Annotated in this window: 21 protein-coding genes; 10 read left to right on the top strand and 11 right to left on the bottom strand. The window is 64.3% G+C overall.

The features are described 5' to 3' along the window. Nucleotides 1–215 precede the first annotated feature (215 nt). The gene (locus CN311_RS15385) at nt 216–1,967 is read right to left on the bottom strand and encodes an extracellular solute-binding protein (RefSeq protein WP_165779714.1); all 1,752 of its coding nucleotides are present in this window, start codon (nt 1,965–1,967) and stop codon (nt 216–218) included. Between the two features lie 29 nt (nt 1,968–1,996). Between CN311_RS15385 and CN311_RS32240 the strand changes: the two genes are divergently transcribed. The 9 genes from CN311_RS32240 (at nt 1,997) to CN311_RS15345 (ending at nt 9,858) form a co-directional block, all read left to right on the top strand. Continuing rightward, nucleotides 1,997–2,365: a hypothetical protein gene (locus CN311_RS32240; RefSeq protein WP_133117181.1), complete on the top strand. Its 369-nt coding sequence runs from the start codon at nt 1,997–1,999 to the stop codon at nt 2,363–2,365. An 87-nt stretch (nt 2,366–2,452) separates the two neighbouring features. After that, nucleotides 2,453–3,481, top strand: coding sequence for a thiamine pyrophosphate-dependent dehydrogenase E1 component subunit alpha (locus tag CN311_RS15380; RefSeq protein ID WP_097574643.1), 1,029 nt, complete (start codon nt 2,453–2,455; stop codon nt 3,479–3,481). After that, nucleotides 3,469–4,458: an alpha-ketoacid dehydrogenase subunit beta gene (locus CN311_RS15375; protein ID WP_097574642.1), complete on the top strand. Its 990-nt coding sequence runs from the start codon at nt 3,469–3,471 to the stop codon at nt 4,456–4,458. The genes CN311_RS15380 and CN311_RS15375 overlap by 13 nt, the downstream gene beginning before the upstream one ends. Next, nucleotides 4,455–5,801, top strand: coding sequence for a dihydrolipoamide acetyltransferase family protein (locus tag CN311_RS15370; protein WP_097574641.1), 1,347 nt, complete (start codon nt 4,455–4,457; stop codon nt 5,799–5,801). The genes CN311_RS15375 and CN311_RS15370 overlap by 4 nt, the downstream gene beginning before the upstream one ends. A gap of 38 nt (nt 5,802–5,839) precedes the next feature. Next, nucleotides 5,840–7,093: a M24 family metallopeptidase gene (locus CN311_RS15365; RefSeq protein WP_097574640.1), complete on the top strand. Its 1,254-nt coding sequence runs from the start codon at nt 5,840–5,842 to the stop codon at nt 7,091–7,093. 20 nt (nt 7,094–7,113) lie between these two features. After that, complete coding sequence (locus tag CN311_RS15360) at nt 7,114–8,283, top strand: CobW family GTP-binding protein (RefSeq protein ID WP_097574639.1); 1,170 nt, start codon at nt 7,114–7,116, stop codon at nt 8,281–8,283. 49 nt (nt 8,284–8,332) lie between these two features. Beyond that, nucleotides 8,333–9,229, top strand: coding sequence for an NAD(P)-dependent oxidoreductase (locus CN311_RS15355; protein WP_097574638.1), 897 nt, complete (start codon nt 8,333–8,335; stop codon nt 9,227–9,229). 31 nt (nt 9,230–9,260) lie between these two features. Then, complete coding sequence (locus CN311_RS15350; RefSeq protein ID WP_425351076.1) at nt 9,261–9,554, top strand: type II toxin-antitoxin system ParD family antitoxin; 294 nt, start codon at nt 9,261–9,263, stop codon at nt 9,552–9,554. After that, complete coding sequence (locus tag CN311_RS15345) at nt 9,541–9,858, top strand: type II toxin-antitoxin system RelE/ParE family toxin (protein ID WP_097574637.1); 318 nt, start codon at nt 9,541–9,543, stop codon at nt 9,856–9,858. The genes CN311_RS15350 and CN311_RS15345 overlap by 14 nt, the downstream gene beginning before the upstream one ends. A gap of 15 nt (nt 9,859–9,873) precedes the next feature. Here CN311_RS15345 and CN311_RS15340 read toward each other — a convergent pair whose 3' ends face one another. The 6 genes from CN311_RS15340 to CN311_RS15310 all read right to left on the bottom strand — a co-directional run bounded on the left by CN311_RS15340 (nt 9,874) and on the right by CN311_RS15310 (nt 16,325). After that, entirely contained in the window at nt 9,874–10,677 is an 804-nt protein-coding gene (locus CN311_RS15340; RefSeq protein ID WP_097574636.1) for an SDR family NAD(P)-dependent oxidoreductase, read from the bottom strand. 67 nt (nt 10,678–10,744) lie between these two features. Beyond that, entirely contained in the window at nt 10,745–11,761 is a 1,017-nt protein-coding gene (locus tag CN311_RS15335; protein ID WP_097574635.1) for an ABC transporter permease, read from the bottom strand. 1 nt (nt 11,762) lies between these two features. Then, the gene (locus CN311_RS15330; RefSeq protein WP_097574634.1) at nt 11,763–13,271 is read right to left on the bottom strand and encodes a sugar ABC transporter ATP-binding protein; all 1,509 of its coding nucleotides are present in this window, start codon (nt 13,269–13,271) and stop codon (nt 11,763–11,765) included. A 77-nt stretch (nt 13,272–13,348) separates the two neighbouring features. Then, on the bottom strand, nt 13,349–14,392 hold the full coding sequence (locus CN311_RS15325; RefSeq protein ID WP_097574633.1) for a sugar ABC transporter substrate-binding protein: 1,044 nt from the start codon (nt 14,390–14,392) through the stop codon (nt 13,349–13,351). 230 nt (nt 14,393–14,622) lie between these two features. Continuing rightward, nucleotides 14,623–15,423 (bottom strand): SDR family NAD(P)-dependent oxidoreductase, encoded by an 801-nt coding sequence (locus tag CN311_RS15315; RefSeq protein ID WP_097574631.1) that lies wholly within the window; start codon nt 15,421–15,423, stop codon nt 14,623–14,625. A gap of 29 nt (nt 15,424–15,452) precedes the next feature. Further along, entirely contained in the window at nt 15,453–16,325 is an 873-nt protein-coding gene (locus tag CN311_RS15310) for a sugar phosphate isomerase/epimerase family protein (RefSeq protein ID WP_097574630.1), read from the bottom strand. A gap of 286 nt (nt 16,326–16,611) precedes the next feature. Between CN311_RS15310 and CN311_RS15305 the strand changes: the two genes are divergently transcribed. Further along, a complete protein-coding gene (locus tag CN311_RS15305) occupies nt 16,612–17,682 on the top strand; it encodes an SDR family oxidoreductase (protein ID WP_097574629.1) in 1,071 nt (356 codons plus the stop codon). Nucleotides 17,683–17,688: 6 nt separating this feature from the next. On the opposite strand, the gene nagA is transcribed toward CN311_RS15305, so the two are convergent. From nagA to CN311_RS15285, 4 genes are read right to left on the bottom strand one after another with little or no spacing between them, the layout of a single operon-like run. Next, nucleotides 17,689–18,849 carry an N-acetylglucosamine-6-phosphate deacetylase gene (gene nagA, locus CN311_RS15300; protein ID WP_097574628.1) on the bottom strand — a complete coding sequence of 387 codons (1,161 nt, stop codon included), beginning with the start codon at nt 18,847–18,849 and terminating at the stop codon, nt 17,689–17,691. Next, the gene (locus CN311_RS15295; protein WP_097574627.1) at nt 18,846–19,877 is read right to left on the bottom strand and encodes an SIS domain-containing protein; all 1,032 of its coding nucleotides are present in this window, start codon (nt 19,875–19,877) and stop codon (nt 18,846–18,848) included. The genes nagA and CN311_RS15295 overlap by 4 nt, the downstream gene beginning before the upstream one ends. Further along, nucleotides 19,874–20,656: a GntR family transcriptional regulator gene (locus CN311_RS15290; protein WP_097574626.1), complete on the bottom strand. Its 783-nt coding sequence runs from the start codon at nt 20,654–20,656 to the stop codon at nt 19,874–19,876. Before CN311_RS15290 ends, CN311_RS15295 begins: the two co-directional genes overlap by 4 nt. Next, complete coding sequence (locus CN311_RS15285; RefSeq protein ID WP_097574625.1) at nt 20,653–21,531, bottom strand: glucosamine kinase nucleotide-binding domain-containing protein; 879 nt, start codon at nt 21,529–21,531, stop codon at nt 20,653–20,655. The genes CN311_RS15290 and CN311_RS15285 overlap by 4 nt, the downstream gene beginning before the upstream one ends. Nucleotides 21,532–21,750: the final 219 nt, after the last annotated feature.

Below are 21,750 nucleotides of genomic sequence, written 5' to 3'. Positions count from 1 at the left end.
CTGCGTTTCAGCCGGGGCTGCGGCGCAGCCGACCCCGTCGCGCCCGGCGCATGGTTCCGGGGCGTTCCTGTTGCTTGGTCCGGTCGATTTGACTGGAGACGCCCTCCCTGGCGTCTAACAGGAGAGTTGCAGTTCTGATGTTCGGATCAAACTGGAAAATTTATCATTTTGAGACTTTGACCGGCGCCTCGGGCGCCCGGTCCCGGCCACGCCGCTCAATAGTGGCCCGCTGCCCGCATCACCTTGTCGATGCCGTTCTGGCAGCGTTCCAGCGCCTCGCGATCGGTGAGTTCGCCATTGAGCGCGGCGAAGATCTCATCCCCGATGATCTTCTCGATGAGCGTATATTCGGGGATCGGCGGCCGGTGCCAGCCATGCAGCTTGTTCTGCTTGGCCAGCCTGTCGACCATGCGCACAATCGGCGTGGTCGCGGCCGCCTCGGGATCGGCGGTGACGCTGAAGCGGGGCGCCACCGGTATGCCGTTCTTGACATGCTCCTTCATCGCGGCGGGCGACGCCATCCAGGAGATCGCCTCGAACGCCAGCTTGGCGCGTTCCGGCGGCAGGCCGGCGGGGATGGTCAGCAGGAAGCCGCCGACGGGTCCGACCACGGCGCCGCCAGGCCCATGCGGATGCGGCAGATATTCGACCTTGCGCTTGACCACCGAGCGGATGTCGTACTCGAAGCGCGAGGCCCGCATCGTCCAGCAATAGATCATCGCTGACTGGCCGAGCATGAAACAGTCGAGCGCCCGGTTCCAGTCCATGACCAGTATGTCGGGCGGCGAGAAGGCCAGCAGCCGGCGCATATAGTCGAGCGTCTTCATGCCTTGCTCGGTGTTCACGCGTGGCCGGTACATCTCGCCGGCCATGTGGCTGTAGTCGAAGGCGACGCGCGCCATCGGCACGTTGATGACAGGCGTTCCGCAGGCGCCCATGAAGAACATGAAGGAATGGGCGATCGGCATGCCGCGCGCCGCGTTCCAGACGACGCCGTGCATGCCGCGCTTGGGATTGTGAAGCTGGCGCGCCGCATCCAGCACTTTCTCGAAGCTCGTCGGCATGTGCAAATCATGGTCCTCGAACAGGTCCTTGCGCACCGCCAGCGTCTCGATGGTGCAGTAGATCGGCACGCCATACTGCACCGTATCCCAGTTTCCGGTCGCCCAGATGTTGGGGTGGAAGTCGAGCGAATTGATGCCGCTGTCGACCAGGAAACTGTTTAGCGGCTGCACCAGCCCGTGTTTGACGACCTCGCCCAGCCACGGAATGTTGACGGCCATGACATCGTATTCGCTGGCCGGGCGGCGCGCGTTCTTGAAGATCTCCTTGTGCAGCTCCGGCAAAGCCAGCAGGCGGAAATTTCGGCGCGAGGACAATTTGCTGCGGAAGTCCGACCACATGTTGCGCATCGACGAGAAGTAGTTGTCGTCATGCAGCAGAAAGCGCAGGTCCTGGCTCGGCGCCTGGCGGTTCTCCATCAGCTTGAGCGGCGGAATGATCTGGTCGGCGAGGTAGGAGCCGCCGAAATAATACTCCTCCGCATTGGCGCTGCCGCCGCCGAGCCCGAAGGTCTCGGCGAGCAGCGCCTTCACCCGGATGGCGTAGGCGACGAAATTGGACTTGAGTTTTCTGCTGGGAACCAGGAAATACGACTTTCCCGTCACGCTGCGGCTCAGCTGTTCGACATCGCCGTCATCGATCAGCCTGTGAATGCGCCGCATGGCGCTCGGAAACGGGATCTGGGAAACCGACGCCAGCGACGACATGGTGACGGTATCGCCGCGCAGATGGCTCTTCATCAAATAGAGGACGATATTCCACACCGGATCGGGGATCGCCGCGTTCAGCTTCTCATCATAGGGCGCGCGGATGCGCTCAAGGAAATTGATGATGCGAAGCAACTCGTAATCGGTCATTCGATCGGTTACCGGCCCTTCGTGCAGCTCTTCCACCAAACCTAACACCGGATCCTCCATCGGCAAAAGCGAGGCGCTTGCGCGAGCGCACCGTCGAACGGCCTGAACCCAATCATCTGCGCCGCATTCGCACCGCGCTTTCCGCGGCTCTTCTTCCTTTCCCAATACGCCGGCTTGCACGCCGGCAATGGCCCTGGCGCCGGGAAATCCTTGCCAGGCAAAAGCCGAACAAGGCGTTTTCCGTGACGCCGGGCAGTTCCAATATCGTTCTCATGGAGCAATTGTTGCGGCAGATCACCCGGTCAATGCCGAGCACCGACGCTGCTCCTCCCAGTTCAGATGCTAGCACCGTGGGCCGACACTGCCCACACACATTTTCTCAAAATGAGAATCCTTTGGGGCTGAATGCGGGCCCGGAGACGGGCATGCATTCAAGCCAGGTGTAACCAAGAGATTGTTCAATATGAGAATAATGCCCCATGCCCGGTCCGAACGATTTTGGCATGGTCTGGCATCTAGGGTGGAACCATAACATGCGAGAGAAACAGAAAGGATCCCGCGCCGCGGGCCTGCCAAACGACGATATCGGTCCCGATATCCGTCTTGAGCTCTATCGGCTCCAGGTCGAGATCCGCGACTGCGAGAAAAGGGCGAACGATCTTTTTTTCCAGAACCTGATCAAGGGCACGAGCCATCTCTCTCTTGGCCAGGAAGGGATTGCGGCCGGCGTCGCGGTGGCGATGCAGCCGGGCGATAAATCCTTCTGCACCTATCGCGGCCACGCGCACACGCTGGCGCGTGGCGTGCCGATGGAGAAGGTGCTTGGCGAGCTGATGCTGCGCGACAATGGCCTGATGCGCGGCAAGGGCGGCTCGATGCATCTCACCTCCGTCGAACACGGCGTCATGGGTTCCTACGCCATCATCGGCGCGCATCTGCCGATTGCCTGCGGCTCGGCCTGGCGGGCGCAATATCTCGGCCAGACGGACGTTTCCGTCTGCTTCTTCGGCGACGGGACGACCAATATCGGCGCCTTCCACGAGGCGCTGAATTTCGCCGCCATCTGGAAATTGCCGGTCGTCTTCATCTGCGAGAACAACCTCTACATGGAGTACACGCCGATCGCCGACGTGACGGCGGTCGAGCATCCCGCCGCCGACAGGGCGTCGGCTTACGGGCTGGAGCGGATCGTCATCGACGGCAACGATGCCGATATCGTCTATCGCACCGCGCAGGCCGCCTTCGCCAAGGCGCGCAACGGCGACGGCCCCTCGCTGATCGAATGCATGACCTACAGGCATTCCGGGCATTCGCGCGCCGACCCGGCCAAGTATCGTCCGGAGGGCGAACTCGAGAAATGGCTCGAACGCGACCCGATCAAGATATACCGCGAGCGCCTTAAGGAATTCGGCATCTCCGACGCGCAGGTCGCGGCGATCGACGCCGAGAGCAAGCGCAAGGTCGACGCCGCCACCGAGGCCTGCAAGGCCTCGCCGCCGGCGCCCGTCGAACTGCTCACCACCGATGTTTATGCCGACGGAGGTTGGTCATGGCGGAATTGACCTATCGCGACGCGGTGGCCCGCGGCATTGCCCAGGAGATGGAACGCGACAACAATGTCGTCTTCCTGGGCGAGGATGTCGCCAAGGCCGGTGGTGTGTTCAAGTCGACGGTCGGACTTTATGAAAAGTTCGGGCCGCTCAGGGTGCGTGACACGCCGATCTCCGAACAGGCGATCCTGGGTGCCGCGATGGGCGCGGCGATGACCGGCCTGCGGCCGATCGCCGAGATCATGTTCGCCGATTTCGCCGCGGTCTGCTTTGACTATATCGCCAACGAATTCCCGAAGCTGCGCTACATGACCAACGGTCAGCTCGGCTGCCCGCTGGTGGTGCGCACCGGCAATGGCGGCGGCGCCCGCTTCGGCGCACAGCATTCGCAATCGATCGAGAACTGGACGATGATGATCCCCGGCCTCAAGGTCGTGGCGCCTTCTTCGCCTCTCGATGTCATCGGCTTGATGGCGGCAGCGGTCCGCGACGACAACCCGGTCATCTTCCACGAGCACAAATCGCTCTATGCCGTGAAGGGCGAGGTGCCCGACGGCGAAATCCTCGACACGCTCGGCACCGCCAGGATCCTGCGCCCCGGCAAGGACGCCACCATCCTGGCGCTGGCCCTGATGGTGCCGCGCGCGCTGGCCGCGGCCGAGACGCTGGCCGCCGAGCACGGCATCGACTGCGAGGTCATCGACGTGCGCTCGCTGGTGCCGCTCGACACCAATACCATCCTGAATTCCGTCGCCAGGACCGGGCACCTGTTCACCGTCGAGGAGAATCCGCGCCTGTGCGGCTGGGGCGCCGAGATCGCCTCGATCGTCGCCGACGAGGCGTTCTGGGATCTCGACGGCCCGATCGTGCGCATCACCACGCCGCATATCCCGCTGCCCGCCGCCGATCATCTCGAGGACCTGGCGCTGCCCAACGCGCCGCGCATCGTCGAGAAGATCAGCCGGGTCATGAACGGATCGGTGCGATGAGCGCGGACGTCCTCATGCCCCAGCTCGGCGAGACGGTCGCCGAAGGCAAGATCCTCGCCTGGTTCAAGCAGGAGGGCGACGAGGTCAAGGAAGGCGACAACCTCTTCGAGATCGAGACCGACAAGGTCACGATGGAGGTTCAGTCGACCGTCGCCGGGCGGCTCGGCGAGATCAGGGTGAAGTCAGGCGAAGTCGCCAAGGTTGGTTCCGTGGTCGCCGTCATCGGCGGCGCGGCGACACCTGGCGCACGATCCGAGCCAGCCCGATCGGAGCCCGCCAAACCCGCGCCTGCCAGTGCCGCCACGGTTGCACCTGTTTCGGCACAGACGGCCTCGGTCAATGGGTCCGGTCATGCCGCACCTGCCAAACCGCGCTCGCCGTTTGAAGAAGTGTCGACGCCGGTCGAATCCTTCGGGCCGGCGAAGGGTCCGTCCGGCATCAGGGTGACGCCGCTGGCGCGCCGGCTGATCGCGCAGAATGGTCTCGACACAGAGGCGATCGCCCGCACTGTCGCCGCCTCGGGCGCCACCAAGATCGGCGAGAAGGATGTCCGCGCCGCCCTTGCCGCACCACGGTCCCAACCGCAAAGCCAGGCGGCCCCGCCGGCGCCGCAAGCCATCAGGCCGGCAGCGCCGGGCAGCGTTGTAACGCTGAACACCATCCGCAAGCGCACCGGCGAGCGGCTGGCCGAGAACTGGCGCACGATCCCGCATGTCTTCCAGGCGATCGAAGTCGATTTCACCCAGGTCGAAGCGGTGCGGTCGAAGCGCAAGGAAAAGTTCAAGAGCGATTTCGGCCTGTCTCTGACCTATCTGCCCTTCATCGCCCGCGCCACCTGCCTGGCGCTGCGCGATTTTCCGCAGGTCAACGCGCAACTCGATGGCGGCACGCTGGTGCTTGCGTCCGAAATCAATCTCGGCATCGCCGTCGACCTGTCGCATAACGGGCTGGTCGTGCCGGTGGTCCGCAACGCCGACGACCTGACGCTGCCCGGTCTGGCGCGCGCCATCGGCCGCCAGGTCGACAAGGCGCGCACCGGCAAGCTGACCGGCGACGATTTTTCCGGCGGCACCTATTCGATCTCGAACAATGGCGCGTTCGGTACGGCCTTCACGGCGGCGATCATCAATGCGCCGCAGGTCGCCATATTGTCGACCGATGCAATCCGCCTGCGCGCGAGTGTGGTGGAGACGCCGCAAGGGGCGTTCGTCGCGCCCAGGCTGACCGGCATGGTCGGCCAGAGTTTCGACCACCGTGCCTTCGACGGCGCCTATTCGGCGGCTTTCCTGTCGCGGCTGAAGGCCGTGCTCGAAGAGCGCGATTGGGGCGCGGAATTTGGATAACGAGACCCATCCGAGGTGATGGCGGAGGAGCATAATCAATGAAATACAACAGTCCCTATTCCACGGCCGCATGGGGCCAGATGGCGAAGGATTGGGAGCAGGGCGTCGATTACAGCCGGCTCTCGAAAGAGCGCCTGGCGCGCGCCCAGCGCGCGATACGCCATGCCGGCCTTGGCGCCGTGCTGTGCTTCAACTTCGACAATATCCGCTATGTCACCGCCACCCATATTGGCGAGTGGGCGCGCGACAAGTTCATCCGCTACGCGCTTTGTCCGGTCGAGGGTTCGCCCTTCCTGTGGGATCCGGCGCCGCCGGCCAAGCGCATCTCCTCGCCCTGGATCGCCGACAATGTCGCCGCGCCCGTTACCACAATGCAGGGCGCCATCCCGCCGCATATGAACGTGCAGCGTGACTTCGCCAGGCAGATCAAGAAAGCGCTTGTCCATTACGGCATCGAAAAGGAGCCGCTCGGCATCGACCTGATGGAGCTCGGCATGCTGCGGGCGCTCGAGGCCGAAGGCATCGAGGTGGTCGACGGCCAGCAGGCTCTGCTCGACGCCCGCGAGATCAAGACCGGCGACGAGATCGAACTGCTCAAGGTGGCGGCGTCGATGGTCGACGCGACCTATGTCGATATCGCTCGCGCCATTCGTCCCGGCACCAGGGAGAACGAACTCGTCGCCATCGCCAACGACCGGCTGTTCCGCATGGGATCGGAACGGGTCGAATGCGTGAACTCGGTTTCCGGCTCGCGCGGGCGGCCGCATTCGCACACTTTCTCCGACCGCATGATCCAGCCCGGCGACATGATCTTCCTGGACATCATGCATTCCTACAATGGCTATCGCACCTGCTACTATCGCACCTTCATCTGCGGCGAGCCGAACAAGCACCAGGTCGACGCCTATGAGGCGGCTTCGAAATGGCTCAGTGCCTCGATCGACATGATCCGACCGGGCATCACGCCTGACGAGGTCGCGGCGGTCTGGCCCGATGCGCAGGATTTCGGCTATCGCGACGAGGCGGAAGCCTTTCTATTGCAATATGGCCACGGCGTCGGCCTGTCGCTGTGGGAACGTCCGATCTTCTCCAAGCGTTTCCGTGGCCAGAACACGCCGCTGCGCGAAGGCATGGTCTTTGCGCTGGAGACGTGGAAGGGTGCCGAGGACGGCACCGGTGCTGCCCGGATCGAGGAAGAGGTGGTCGTCACCAAGGACGGCTGCGAGATCATCACCAACTTCCCGTCCGACCGGCTGATTTCATGCGGCCTGCCGGGCTGCGAAGTGTTTTGAGGTAACGATCGGGGCGTGAGATGAGGACCGAGCCGAAAACATCCGCCGCGCGCGGCTCGGGCCGCATTCCGGTCACGCTCGTCACCGGCTTTCTCGGCAGCGGCAAGACGACGCTGATCAATGCGGCGCTCAGGGCGCCGCGGATGGCGCACACGGTGGTGGTGGTCAACGAGTTCGGCGAGGTCGGCCTCGATCACCAGCTCTTCGCCTCGAGCAGCGATTCCGTCGTCGTGCTGGAAAATGGCTGCCTATGCTGCACGGTGCGCAGCGATCTCGTCGGCACGCTCAATGCGCTGTTCCATGACCGCGAGGCCGGCCGCATTCCGGCCTTCGAGAATGTCGTCATCGAAAGTTCCGGCCTCGCCGAGCCAGGTGCCGTGCTGCAGGCATTCCTGTCGGAGCCGACGCTCGACGGGCTCTATCGCGTCGCTTCCGTCGTCACACTGGTCGACGCCGTCAACTGGCGCGACACGTCGGAGCGGCATGACGAAGCGCTGCGCCAGGTCGCCTTCGCCGATCAGATCCTGCTGACCAAGCTCGACCTCGCCAAGCGGGCGAACGCCGAGGCGCTGGTGCGTCGCGACATCGCCGACCTCAACCCCGGCGCCGAGATCGGCATCGTCGACTGGACGCCGGGACCGATCGCCGCGATGCTGACCGCTCCCGGCTTCGACGCCGCCGACGCCAAGGCCGACCCAAGGCCATGGCTGCGGCTCGCCGACCACGACAAGCACGATCACGAAGAACAGGATCATGCGCATCACGACCACGACCACGCCGATCACGATCACCACGAGCCGCACTATCATCTGCGCGGCAAGGGCATAGAGAGCTTCGTTCTGCTGCGCGAAAATCCCTTGTCGCGCGACGAACTCCAGTTCCTGCTCGACGGCATCAGCCAGAATCTCGGGCCGAGCCTGCTGCGCGTGAAGGGTCTGGTCAACATCGCCGAGGAGCCGGGACAGCCGGCGGTCATCCAGGGCGCCCAGCATCTGCTGCACACCATGACCTGGCTCGAAAAATGGCCTGACGACGACAGGCGCACGCGCATCGTCTTCATCACCCAGGGCATCGCCGGCGAGGAACTGCGCGAGATGATCGATCTTCTCGACCGTGTCAGCCAACGCACCTTCAAGGCCCGCGAGCGCGGCAGCCGCTTGCGCCAGTCTTCGCCCGGTGGAAGGAATTAGAGCCGGCGCTCGAAGACGGCGCGGCGCGACGAACCAGCGAGGAACAGCCATGAGAATCGGGTGGATCGGCCTTGGCAAGATGGGCCTGCCCATGTCGCGGCGTCTGCACGAGGCGGGCCATACGATTACCGCCTATGCCCGCAACGATGCCGGCCGCGAGCGCGCCACGGACAATGGCTATCAGCACGTCTCGGCGATGAGTGCACTTGCCGAGAATGCGGATATCGTCTTCACCGCGATTTCGGACGACGCGGCGCTGCTCGAAATCGCCGTTGGCGACGATGCGCTGGCGGCGCAGCTGCGCGCGGGACAGAGCTGGATCGACACCAGCACTGTTTCGCCATCGGCGTCGAGCCTGGTTGCAAAGCAGCTGGAAGCCCGCAACGTCTCCTATCTGCGCGCGCCGATCTCCGGCTCCACCGCGCTTGCCGCGGCCGGCACGCTGACGACGATGGTCTCGGGACCGCGCGCCGATTTCGAGCGCCTGCAGCCGCTGCTTGAGGCCTACACGCGCAAGCAGTTCTATCTCGGCGACGGCGAGCAGTCGCGCTACATGAAGCTTGCCGTCAACGCCATGGTCGGCGCGACGGCAGCCCTCCTGGCCGAGTCGCTCGCTTTCAGCGGCAAGGGCGGCATCGAACTCGAAACGGCGATGGAGGTCATCTGCGACAGCGCCGTCACCTCGCCGCTCATCGAGTACAAGCGCGCCATGATCGTCGAAGGCAAATACGAGCCGGCCTTCGCGGTGTCACAGATGATGAAGGACCTCGACATCCTGCTCGATGTCGGCCGAGGGAACCACGCGCCGCAACCGCTCGCCGCGCAGATCCGCCAGCAATTCGAAAGCGCCTATCTGCACGGCCATGGCGAGCGCGACCTCTTCGTGCTGGTCAAGGAAATGGCGGAGTTGGCCGGTGTGGGGAGAGAGCCTCCAAAACTTGTATGACAGTGTAATGCTATGTGGTATAAGGATCGCAGTGAAAGGTATCGAGATGCGAACTAGCAAGCCCATCACTGTCACCCTTGGCAAACAGCAACATAGCGTCGATGCTCGCCTCGCATCAGGCGCCTATGATTCCGCAAGCGAAGTTATTCGGGCAGCCTTGCGCGCCCTCGATCGGGAAGAGGAAGCCGTGAACGCAGTTTTGCGGGCAAAGATCCGGGCATCATTGGATGACCCTCGTCCGAGCCTGACGGCCGAAGAGGCGGAGGCGGAAATGACCCGTTTCATGGAAAACGAGAGCAAAGCCGCCCGCGATGCGGCGCGTTAAGGTCACCTATCGGCCGCAAGCTATCTCAGACCTACAGGGGATCTACCGCATCATTGCCCAAGCCAGCCGAAGCGATACCGTCGCGTCAGGCTTTGTGCAGCGGATCATGGCCCGGTGCCGGAAAATTGGCGACGTGCCGAATGGCGGCAGACCACGCGATGATCTGGAGCCTGGACTGCGCATGGTGCCGTTTGAACGGACCGCCATCATCGCCTACCAAGTGACCAATGCTGTTGAAATTACCAACGTGTTTTACGGTGGCCGTGATTACGAATCCCTGTATCACGTCGGCGACCCCGATTGATTAGCCAGACAATCATCAATCGATCGATGCCCCTTCCGCGCCGGTACGGAAATCGAAGCTGGTCGATAGCCCGCCATCGGCCATCAGGTCGGCGCCGATGAAGGCGCCTGACTGGTCGGACAAGAGATAGGCGACTGACAGCGCGATCTGCTTCGGGTCGAGGATACTGCCACCAGGCTGGCGGTTGGCGCGCGTCGCCAGGAATTTCTGGCTGTCGGCGGCCGATTCCAGATGGCGCTTGAACAGGCCCGCCATCATCGGGCCGGGGCTGAGCACATTGACCCGGATCCCCTGGCGAGCGTGGTCCATGGCGACCGTGCGGGCGAGCGCCCGGGCGGCGGCCTTGGAGGCCGAATAGGCGGCAAGCTGCTGTTCGGCGAATGTCGCCGAAACGCTGCCGACGACGACGATCGGTCCACCGCCATTGTCGATCATGCGCGGCAGCAGCGCCTTGATCGCCATCGCCGTGCCGACGACATTGACGTCAAGCGTGCGCGCCAGCATCTCCTTGCTCGTCTCGATGATGGTGCCGACGTCGAGGATCGCGGCGGCCGTGACGAGGCCGAGCGATGTGGTGCCGGATTTCTCGAGCTCCGCCTCCACTGCTTGCCAGGTCTCCTCGTCCGATACACTGCCCGCCACATGCGCATAGCCAGCCTCGCCGGCAAGGTCGGCGACAGCCGCCGCCCGGTCGACACCGATCGTGGTGACGTCGGCGTCAAGCAGCAATCGGCAGAGCTCATAGCCGAGCCCTGATGCGGCTCCGGTGACGACGACCGTCTGCGGCAAGGTGAGGGCGAGGGTGGGTCTTGAGGCCATCGAAACTGTTCCTTGTCAAAGAGGGACCCGCCTACGGCGGCGTTCTGCCCAGGCGACCACTGTGGCTTCAGGCGCGCGGCGTCTCGCCGCTAAGCCGGGTGATGATGAGCGCGAGCAGGATGATGGCGCCGTAGCAGGCATCGATCCAGAATGCCGCCACCTGCGAAAGCGTCAGCACATTCTGCAGCAGGCCGAGCAGAAGCACGCCGGTCAGCGCGCCGATGATGCGGCCCTGGCCGCCATTGAGGCTGATGCCGCCGATCACGGATGCGGCAAAGACGTAGAAGATCATGTTCTGCCCCTGGCTCGACACCACCGAGGCGATGCGGCCGGTCAAAAGCAGGCCGGCAAGCGAGGCGAGCAGGCTCCCCATGATGAAGACGCCGAGCGTGATGCGCTCGACCGGAATGCCCGCGACGCGCGCCGCTTCCGGATTGCCGCCGATGGCATAGATGGCGCGGCCGATGCGATGGTAACGCATCATCAATCCGAAGAAGAGGAACAAAAGCCCGGCGATCCAGATCGAGGCGGGGATTTCAAGCCATTTCGCATTGCCGAGATAGAGGAACTCCTCCGGCAGGTCGAACAGCGTCTGGCCGTTGGTGATGCCCAGCGTGATGCCGCGCAGCAGGATCAGCATCGCCAGCGTCGTGATGAAGGCATTGAGCCGGAGCTTGACCACCAGCAGCCCGTTGATCAGCCCGATCAGCAGGCCGGTGGCGAGCACCACGGCAATGCCGGCATAGCCGCTGATGCCGATGCCGGAACCGCCGATCGACACGTCCGAGATCATCAGCCAGGCGGCGAACATCGGCGCGATGCCGACGGTCGATTCCAGCGACAGGTCGAATTTCCCGCAGATCAGGATCAGCGATTGCGCGATCACCAGGATCGAAAGTTCGGAGGATTGCTGCAGGATGTTGAGCAGGTTCTCCGGCATCAGGAAGGATGAACTGACAAAGCTGCCGATCACGATGACGACGGCGATGACCGGGATCAGCACCAGTTCGCGCAGCCTGAAGCGGGCAAACAGGCTTTGGCCTGGGCGAACGATGGCGGCTTTTTCGACGGAAGCGTTCGTCATCTCAGTACAGTCCTTCGATTGCCGCGACGATGTCCTGGTCGCTCCAGCCCCTGGCGAAGCTGCGCGTCAGCCGGCCGCGGAAGATCACCTCCACCCGGTCGCAGATCGCCAGTTCGTCGAGATCGTCCGACACGACGAGAACGGCCATGCCGCGATCCCTGGCGGCGTTGATGATGCGATAGAGGGCGTCCTTCGAGGCGATGTCGACGCCTTGCGTCGGCGCTGCCAGCACCAGCACCTTAGGGTCAGAGGCGAGCGCGCGGCCGACCATGGCCTTCTGCTGGTTGCCGCCGGAGAGCTCGCCGATCGGCTGCGAGCCGGAGGATGCGACGATGCCGAGTTCGGCAATCTGCCGGTCGACCATGTCCGACTGCCGGCCGGTTGAGACGAAGCCGAACGGCCCGAGCTTCGGCAGCACGGTCGTCGTCAGATTGTCGCCGAGCGACATCAGCGGGAACAGGCCGCTGACATGCCGGTCGCGCGCGACGTAGCCGACGCCTGCCGCGCGCATCGCCCCGACATCCCCAAGCGGTGTCTTTTTGCCGTGGATGGCGATGCTGCCGGCATCCGGATCAAGCAGGCCGGCGACGATCTCGGCGATCTTGTCCTTGCCCGAGCCCGCAAGCCCGGCCAGCCCGACGCATTCGCCGCAGCGGACGCTGAGGTTGATGTCTTCCAGGCTGTCCTTCAGTGTGAGGCCGCCGATGTCGAGGCCTGCTGTCATCTGCGCCTTGCTCGTGGAATCGCCGCTCTTCCTGCCTGCACCCGATGCCGCGAAATCGCCGACCATGGCTGCGACCAGCCGGTCCTTGGGCAGGTCGTCGAGCCCGGCGTCGGCAACGACGCGGCCGTCGCGCATCACCGTCACCGTGCGGCAGATCTCGTAGATCTCTTCCAGATGATGCGAGATGTAGAGGAAGGTGACGCCCTGCTCCTGCAGGCCGCGGATGCGCTCGAACAGGCGATTGACCTCGCGCCGTTCGAGCTCGGCGGTCGGCTCGTCGAGGATGATGAAACGACTTCCCTGCAGCAGGGCGCGCGCGATCTCGACGATCTGCCGCTGTTCGACGGTCAGCCGCCAGGCATCTAGATCGGGCGCGACGTCGAGGCCCCAATCGTCGAGCACGGCGATGGATTCCTCGCGCAGCCGGCGCCAGTCGACCAGGCCAAGACCATTGCGGGGCTGGTTGTTCAGGAACAGGTTCTCCGCCACCGTCAGGTGTGGGATGACCATCCAGCGCTGATAGACGCAGGCCACCCGCTCGCGCCAGCCCTGCCGGTCGCCGAGCGATGGTGCGGGCTTGCCGCCGAGCCGGATTTCACCGGCATTGGCGCCGTAGAGGCCGGTGAGCAGCCCGACCAGCGTCGACTTGCCGGCGCCGTTGCGGCCGACGAGCGCGCGTGCATCGCCGACCGGGATCGAGATCCCGACATCGTGCAGCACTTCGATCGGACCGAAGCGCTTGTTGATGCCGTGCGCTTCGGCGGCATGGGTTTCGACGGCGCTCATCGGTCGGTTCCAGGCATCTGAAGTCATCAGAAACGATCGCGATGCGCGGACCCATGCGGAATCCGCGCGTCGCAAGATCATTTTTCCGTCTGGTTGCCCCAGAGCGACGGGTCACTGGCATTGGCCTTGGTGACGACTGTCGCCGGCAGATAGTCCATCAGATTGTCGCCGACCGGCACGATCTCGCTATTATGGTCCGTCGGGCCGGCGGTGAAGGTCTTTCCCTCGGCGGCGGCCTTGGCATAAAAGGCGCCGTATTTGGCATAGAGGTCGAGCGGCTGGGCGACCGCCACGTCGAGCAGGTCCTCGCGGATCTTCTCCAGCGCGTAGGGCGTGCCGTCGACGGTTGCCAGGAAGATGTGGTTCGGCTCGCCGACCTTCGTCAGCTTGCCGGCGCTCTTCAAGACGTTGAGCACGCCGGCGAGCATCACGGAGTCGCTCTGCATGTAGATCGCGACGAGATCGGGCGTCGTGGTGACCACGGTCTGCGCCGCCGACGTCGCCTTGTCGGTCTTCCAATATGTCGGTTGCTCGATGATGGTCACATCGGGATATTTCGCCTTCATGCATTCGTTGAAGCCGGTCGTGCGGTCGCGGCCATTGGTCGTGGCCTGGTCGCCCATCAGCGAAAGCACCTTGCCCTTGCCGCCGATGGCAGCACCCAGCGCCTCGCAAGCCTTGCCGCCGATGCCCTTGTTGTCGGCGCGCACGATCATCGCCGACTTGCCCTTGGCCGGCGCAATGTCGATCAGCACGGTCGGCACGTTCTTCGACGCCGCGAATTCCAGCACCGGCACGATGGCCTGGCTGTCGGTCGGATTGACGATGAGCACCTTGGCGCCGGCCGAGATCAGGTTGCGGATGTCGGTCGCCTGCTTGCCGGCATCGCCATTGGCGTTGGTTGCCGGCATGGCCTCCATCCCGGCATCCTTGACCGCCTTCAGCGTCTGGTTGGCCATGATCGCCTGGAAAGGATCGGTCAGGAACGGTGCGGAATAACCGAGCTTGATGCTTTCGGCACTGGCCGGCATCAGCATCGCCGCAATAGCGATCGCGGCGCCTGAAACGATCATTGCAGCCACGCCGGATCGGCGTGGTTTCGTCTTGAACACGCTTTGCATATCTATTCCTCCCAATCATCGGCGCCAGCCTCTTCCCTCGGCGCCAATGCCCACACAGTGTTCGCTGGCGGCCCCAGCGTTTCAACACGCAAGAATATCATTTTGATAGAATGGCGGGCCGGGCGTTTGGCGCAGCTTGATAAGCCGGCAAAGCGAGCGAGCCGGCTCAACTCGCTGCGCATGATCCCGGAAAGGATCATGCGCTAAACTGGAAGAGCAGTGGTGGCGGATCAGATGATGCTGCGGATCGAACCGCCATCGACGCCCCAAACGGCGGAGGTGACGAAGGAGGCAAGGTCGGAGGCCAGGAAGACGACGACATTAGCGACTTCTTCCGGCTCGCCGAGACGGCCGAGCGGCAGTTGCCGCAAGCTCATCTCGTGTTCCACAGCCTGCTTCGGCGGCATATTGTGGAACTTGCCCATTGTTTCGGCGAAGCCGCCGGGCTTCGACCAGAACGGCGTCCAGATCGGCCCTGGCGCAACCGCATTGACACGGATCTTCGGCGCTTCGGCCCGCGCCAGGCCTTTGGTCAGCGCCAGCACGGCGGATTTGGATGCACTGTAGTCGACCGGTACCGGCTCCGGCTGGCGGGCGAGATCGGAGGCGTTGTTGATGATGACGCCGCCCTTCTGCCGCAGGATCGGCAGCGCCACGCGCGTCGCCCTGACATAGCTCATGAAATTGAGCTGGAAGGTCTTGTCCCATTCCTCGTCGGTAAGCTGGTCGAAAGTGCGAACCGCGCCCGAACCGACATTATTGACGAGAACGTCGAGCGAGCCGCCCAACGGCTTCAGCGCCTCGCCCATCGCGCCGATGACGCCGTCGCCGGTGCTGAGGTCGCCGATGCCGGCGCTGGCCTTGGCGCCGAGCGCCTTGATTTCGGCGATCACTGCATCGACCCCGGCGCGGTCGATGTCGACCAGCGCCACCTCAGCGCCTTCCCTGGCGAAGGCGAGCGCGGTGGCGCGGCCGATGCCGAGCGCCGCACCGGTGATCAGCACGGTTTTTCCAGCGAGATTGGTCTGCATTCTCTCTCTCCCGATCGTTTTTTGATTTATCAGCCGACGACTTTTTCAGCCGGTTCGAACATCGCCATCGTCGTATCGTAGGAACGTTTCGCCTGCTCTTTGAGCGGCAGCAGCCGATGCGTCTCGCTAAGCACCTCGACCGAGAAGAAATCGTCGAAGCCGGTCGCCTGGACCGCCCTGATGAAGGCGCGAGGGTCGAGCGCGCCTTCGCCGCACAGCAGGCGATGATGGAGCGTGTCTTCCCACAGCGTGCCGACGACCTCCGCCTTGGCGTCGTTGAGCTCGACCGATTTGAAATAGCTGGCCGGCAGCGCGCGAAGCTCGTCATAATCCATGCCGCCGCGCGCCACGTGCCAGATGTCGATGCACAGCCCGCCATTGTCCTGGCCCGCCTGCCGCACCACTTCACGTGCCGTCTTCAGGTCGCGTATGTTGGTAAAGGGCAGCATCTCGATGGCGACATTGGTGTTGGCCGCCTTGGCGTCCTCGCAGACTTGGGCGAAGGCCGCCGCATAATGCGGAATGTCGATCGTCTCGGCATACATTTTGGGCGCGATCTTCAGATCACGTGCGCCGAGCACCGCCGCCGCCTCGAGCAGATCGTGCTTGACCCTGTCGGAGGCGGCTTTCTTCTCGCCGGTTTCGAACCAGTCGCCGAGGAATTCGACCTCGACATGGAGGATGCCATTGTCGTCGAAGATCTGCTTGATGCCCTTGAGGCCGATCTTCACGGCATTCGCCATGATGTCCTGATAGACCAGGCCCATGCCGGTATAGCCGGCGGCGGAAGCGGCCTCGGCCCGCTCGCGCAAGGAGAAGGGGCTGACTTCGCTCGGACCCATCGGGTATCGGTCACCGGAAATGGTCCAGTACGCCGCCAGCAACTCTGCCTTCTTGGCCATCCTGTCTCCTCCTTGAATGCTTCAGGCAAAAGCCATTGCCCACCGGATCGTCCAAAGCCGACCCGTTCCTCCAGTTGGGCATCTTCCGTTTGGCTTTTTCGGATGCAACAGGAAGAATTATCAAATCGAGCATTCCGCCAGCGCCCCGTCGCCGATGCGGTCCCCAAACTTTATCATTCTGAACAACACGGCCATTGCCGCTTTGGCGTGACATTCTATCCTGGCCGGCAACAAGCATAATGCCGGTTCTCGCGTCGCCGCGGACCGGCCTCGGAGGAGACGACGCATGGCAGATCATACGGCGTTGGTGGTTGGCGCGAGCGGCATCACCGGTGGCAATCTTGTCCGTGAACTGATCGGCCGTGGCTGGACGGTTTACGGCCTGTCGCGCAACCCGGGTAGCGACGTGCCGGGCTTGAGGCCGGTCGCCGCCGATCTGCTCAACGCGGCCAGCGTCAAGGCAGCACTCGGCGAGGTCGCGCCGACGCATGTGTTCTTCACGACATGGTCGCGACGTTCGACCGAGGCGGAGAATATCGAGGTCAACGGCACCATGGTCAGGAATGTGCTGGATGCGCTGTCGCCCAGGAAATCCGTGCGGCATGTGGCGCTGGTCACCGGCCTGAAGCACTATCTCGGGCCGTTCGATGCTTATGTCTCGGGCGGCTTCCTGCCGGTGACGCCGCTGCGCGAGGAGCAGCCGAGGCTGGACCTGCCGAACTTCTACTATGCCCAGGAAGACGAGGTCTATGCCGCCGCCAGGCGCGACGGCTTCACCTGGTCGATCCATCGCCCGCACACCGTCATCGGCAAGGCCATCGGCAATGCGATGAACATGGGCAGCACGCTGGCCGTCTATGCATCCATCTGCAAGGAAACCGGCCGCCCCTTCCGCTGGCCCGGCTCGGCCGGGCAGTGGAACGGACTGGGCGACGTCACCGACGCCCGCATCCTGGCCAAGCACTTGGTCTGGGCAAGCACCACCGAGGCGGCGCGCAATGAAGCCTTCAACGTCGTCAATGGCGACTTCTTCCGCTGGAACTGGCTGTGGCCGCGCCTGGCGGCATGGTTCGGCGTCGAGCCGGCCGGCTTCGACGGTGCGATCCATCCGCTCGAAGCCGAAATGGCCGACGCGCCGGCCATCTGGAAAGGCATGGTGGCGAAGTACAAGCTCAAGGAGGCCGACCTCGACCGCCTGGCCTCGCCCTGGCATACCGATCTCGATCTTGGCCGCCCGATCGAGGTGATGACCGATATGACCAAGAGCCGCGAACTCGGCTTCACCGACTACCAGTCGACCGAGCGCTCCTTCCTTGACCTCTTCGCGCAGCTCAGGGCCGAACGGCTGATCCCTTAGTTTCAGCTAGGCGCCAAAAACCTTGTCTCCGCCGATCCAGACGCCCTTGACGTCGAGATCGTCCGACAGCGCGACGATATCGGCGGCGGTGCCGTTGGCGAAGCGCCCGAGCCTATGCGCCTGGCCGATCGCCTCGGCCGGATAGAGCGAAGCCATGCGCAACGCTTCCGACAGCTCCAGCCCGACGGTGCGGTGGACGTATCGCACGGCGGTGATCATGTCGAGATCGGCCCCGGCAAGCGTTCCGTCGGCCAGCCGCAGGCTGCCATCCTTGCGGTAGATGATGCGGCCGTTCAGCGTGAACGAGGTCATGTCGGTGCCGATCGTCGCCATGGCATCGGTGACGAGGAAAATCCTGCCCGGCCCCTTCTTGGCGCGCAACGCGATCGCCATGGTGGCGGGATCGACATGGATGCCGTCGGCGATGATGCCGGCATAAAATGTGCCGACATCGATGGCAGCCCCCGCCAGCCCCGGCTCGCGATTGCCGATCTGGCTCATGGCGTTGAACAGATGCGTGGCCATCGTGGCGCCGGCCTCGGCAAAGGCGCGCGCCGTGGCATAGGAGGTGTCGGAATGGCCCAGGCTGACGACGAGGCCGGCCTCGGCCAGCGCTGAAACGCGGGCGGCTTCGACGGATTCGGGCGCGATCGTCGTCAGCAGCACCGGCAGCTTCCGCCGCGTGGCGATCAGCGCGGCCTGGTCGGCATCCGTCATCGGCCGGATCAGCGCCGGGTCATGCGCGCCCTTGCGCGCGATCGACAGATGCGGGCCTTCGAGATGCAGGCCGAGAAATCCTGGCACTTTCCGCCGCGCCGCTTCGATCCCTGCGGCAACCGCCGCCGCGGTGATGTCGGGCGTATCGGTGATCAGCGTCGGCAGCAGCGCGGTCGTGCCGAAGGGCGCATGCGCCCGGCAGATGGTTTCGATCGAGGCGGCATCGGGATGATCGTTGACCATGACGCCGCCGCCACCATTGACCTGCAGGTCGACGAAGCCCGGCACCAGCATGCCGCCACCGGTTTCGATGTGGCGGACACCAGGCGGAATGGCGCCAGCGGGAATGATGGCTTCGACCAGACCGCCACGCACGACAAGGGCGGCATCTTCGTGCCAATCGTCGCCATCGAATATCCGGGCGCCAGACAGGGCAAAACGGTCGCTCATACTGTTTCCGTCACCTTGCGCAGATTGGGCGGCAGATCCGGGTCGAGGCCGCGATGGCGGGCAAAGGCTTCGACGAAGCCATAGAAGGACACGATCAGTGTCAGCGGGTCGGTCAGCGGATGGCCGGTGGCGACATGCGGCAGGCTTAGCGCGCTCTTTGCCTTGTCCGAGGTCACGAACACGGCAGCGCCCTTGCCCGCCAAGGCGTCCGCGGCCTCGGCGACCGACGGCTCGGACGCATCGCGGGCGGCCAGCGCCAGCACCGGGAAGCCAGGCCCGACCAGCGCCAGCGGTCCATGCATGACTTCGGCCGCGCTATAGGCCTCGGCATGCATGGCGCAGGTCTCCTTGAACTTCAGCGCCGCCTCGTTGGCAAACGCCGAGGACGGGCCGCGGCCAAGGATGAACAGCGATCTTGGCGTCTCCAGCGCGCCGGCCATCGCCATCCAGTCGCAGGCGATCGCCTTGCGGAAATGCTCGGGCAGGCGGGCGAGCGCCGCCAGCAACTTGTCGTCGCCGGTGCTGTGCGCCATCAGCGCAAGGCCGGCGACCGCCGAATTGACGAAGGTCTTAGTCGCCGCGACGCTGAGCTCCGGCCCGGCCAAGATATCGATAGCGTAGTCTGAAACCCGCGCGAGCGGCGAATCGGCGGTGTTGGTGATGGCGACGGTCAGCGAACCGCCGGCCTTCGCCGCCTGCGCCATGGCGACGATATCCGGGCTCTTGCCCGACTGCGAGATGGCGAGGCAGGCGGAGCCGGCGAGCCTGAGCTTCGCGCCATAGATCGAGGCGATCGACGGGCCGACCGAGGCAACCGCAAGGCCGGCTGTCAACTCGACGGCATACTTCATGAAGGTGGCGGCATGGTCGGACGAGCCGCGCGCGACGGTGACGATGAAATGCGGATCGCGTTCCCGGATGCCGCGCCCGGCCTCGGTCAGCACGGCGCCCGAACCGTCGAGCAGGCGGGCGGTGGCCTCGGGGATTTCCTCGATCTCGCGCCGCATATGGGTTTTGGTTGCGCTCATGGCCTGCTCTCTTCTCCCGGCCCGCTGAGCCGGAGTTCGGCGACGAAATCATACGCGTCGCCCCTGTAGATGGAGCGGGTGAACTCGATCACCTTGCCGCTCGCCAGATAGGAAATGCGTTCGATGTGCAGGCCGGCAATGCCGGGCGGCACTTCCAGCAGCCGCGCATCGTCGTCGCCGAGATTGGCGGCGGAGATACGCTGCACCGCCCGCACCGGCCGGTTGCCGGTCATTTCCAGCGCCGCGTACAGCGAAGACCCGATTCCCGCCGGATCGGGCAGCACGCTTGCCGAGAGTGCAGCGCGTTCGATCGCCAGCGGCGTGTCGTTGGCGATGCGCAGGCGCGCCACCCGCGCCACCAGCTCGTTCGACGACAGGCCGAGCACCATCATCTCGTCGGGCGAGGGCGCATAGAGGCCGCGGTCGAGCCAAGCCGAACGCACGGCCATGCCGCGACGCGCCATGTCCTCGGTGAAGGATGTCAGCCGCGACAGCGATTGCTCGACGCGCTCCATGCGCGGCGCGACGAAAGTGCCGGAGCCATGGCGCTGGACGAGAATGCCGCCCTTGACAAGATCCTGCACCGCCTTGCGCACGGTGACGCGCGAAATATCGGCTTTCGTGGCGATGTCACGCTCGGAAGGCAGCGCGTCGCCGGGTCCGATCAGGCCGCGATTGACGGCGTCCTCGATGCTTTTCCTGAGCTGCAGATAGAGCGGCGCGCCGCTTTGCGAGGATTGCTTCAGCGCGGCGAAGATCTGGTCGGCGGCCTCGCTCATCGCGCCGCCTCCGCTCTCGCGAAAATACGAACCGCCATTTGCACGGCGCCACCCAGCGCATCGTCGAGCGGCGACTTCAGCAGCGCCTGGTAGCGCACTGAGAGGCGCGGCGCGTAGAGCGGCGCCAGCCCGCCGAGCAGGCAGAGCGGAGCGCTATCGGAAAGATCGAGCGCGCCGAGTGCTGCCTCGACATCGGTGACCGCCTTGTCGAGGATCCAGTTGGCGACGATGTCGCCTTTTTCGGCATGGTCGAAGACCTTGGGCGCGAAGCCGCCGAAATCGCCCGGCTTGGCATTGGTGGTGAACTCGACCACGTCCTCGGGATTGTTGCGAAAGATGGCGAGCATGGCCTCGGTCAGCGGCGATCCCTGGCGGATGCCATCATAGGCCAGCAGCGTCTGTTCAAGCAGGTCGCGGCCGATGCGAGCGCCACTGCCCTGGTCGCCGACCTGGAAGCCCCAGCCACCAACGGCATGCGACTTGCCGTCCTTGCGCGCCATATAGGCGGTGCCGGTGCCGAGGATGGCCATGGCGCCATCGCCGGACCCAACGGCGCCTTCGAGCGCGATCTCGGCGTCGGTCTCGACGCGGCTGATGCTGAACGGCAGGATCGCTTCGAGCTGCTGCCTGTAGGTGCCGACATTGGCGCCGGCCAGGCCAAGAATGGCCGGCGTTTGCGGGATCAGGTCCGGATCCTCGCCGGCGGCGGCAAAGGCCTGCCTAGCCGCGTCGACGATGTTGGCCCTGGCGCCTGTGAGGTCGGTGCGGATGTTGGCCGCGCCACTCTTGGCGCGGCCGACGACACTGCCGTCCGCAGTCGCCAGGGCCGCCCTGCAGCTGGTGCCGCCGCCATCGATGCCGAGCACGAAATTCACGCGATTTCTCCTCCGGGGGGATAATACCAATAAAATACCAATAGCCAAGAGTTAATTTCCGTTTCAAAAAGATTAAGGCGTATTTTATTGAAAAATCTGGATATTTCGCTGACGAGGCAATTCCGAGACGTCGAATTCGTTAATGCGTGTGGACAAGTGGTATTTTTTTGGTATTGTTTTGTGGATTGGAGGGAACGGTATGGCCGAGAAGCGCACAGA

Source organism: Mesorhizobium sanjuanii (genome assembly GCF_002529485.1).
GTDB lineage: Bacteria > Pseudomonadota > Alphaproteobacteria > Rhizobiales > Rhizobiaceae > Mesorhizobium > Mesorhizobium sanjuanii.
The sequence above is the reverse complement of the archived record's forward strand: the minus strand, read 5'-3'. Positions and strand labels throughout refer to the sequence as shown.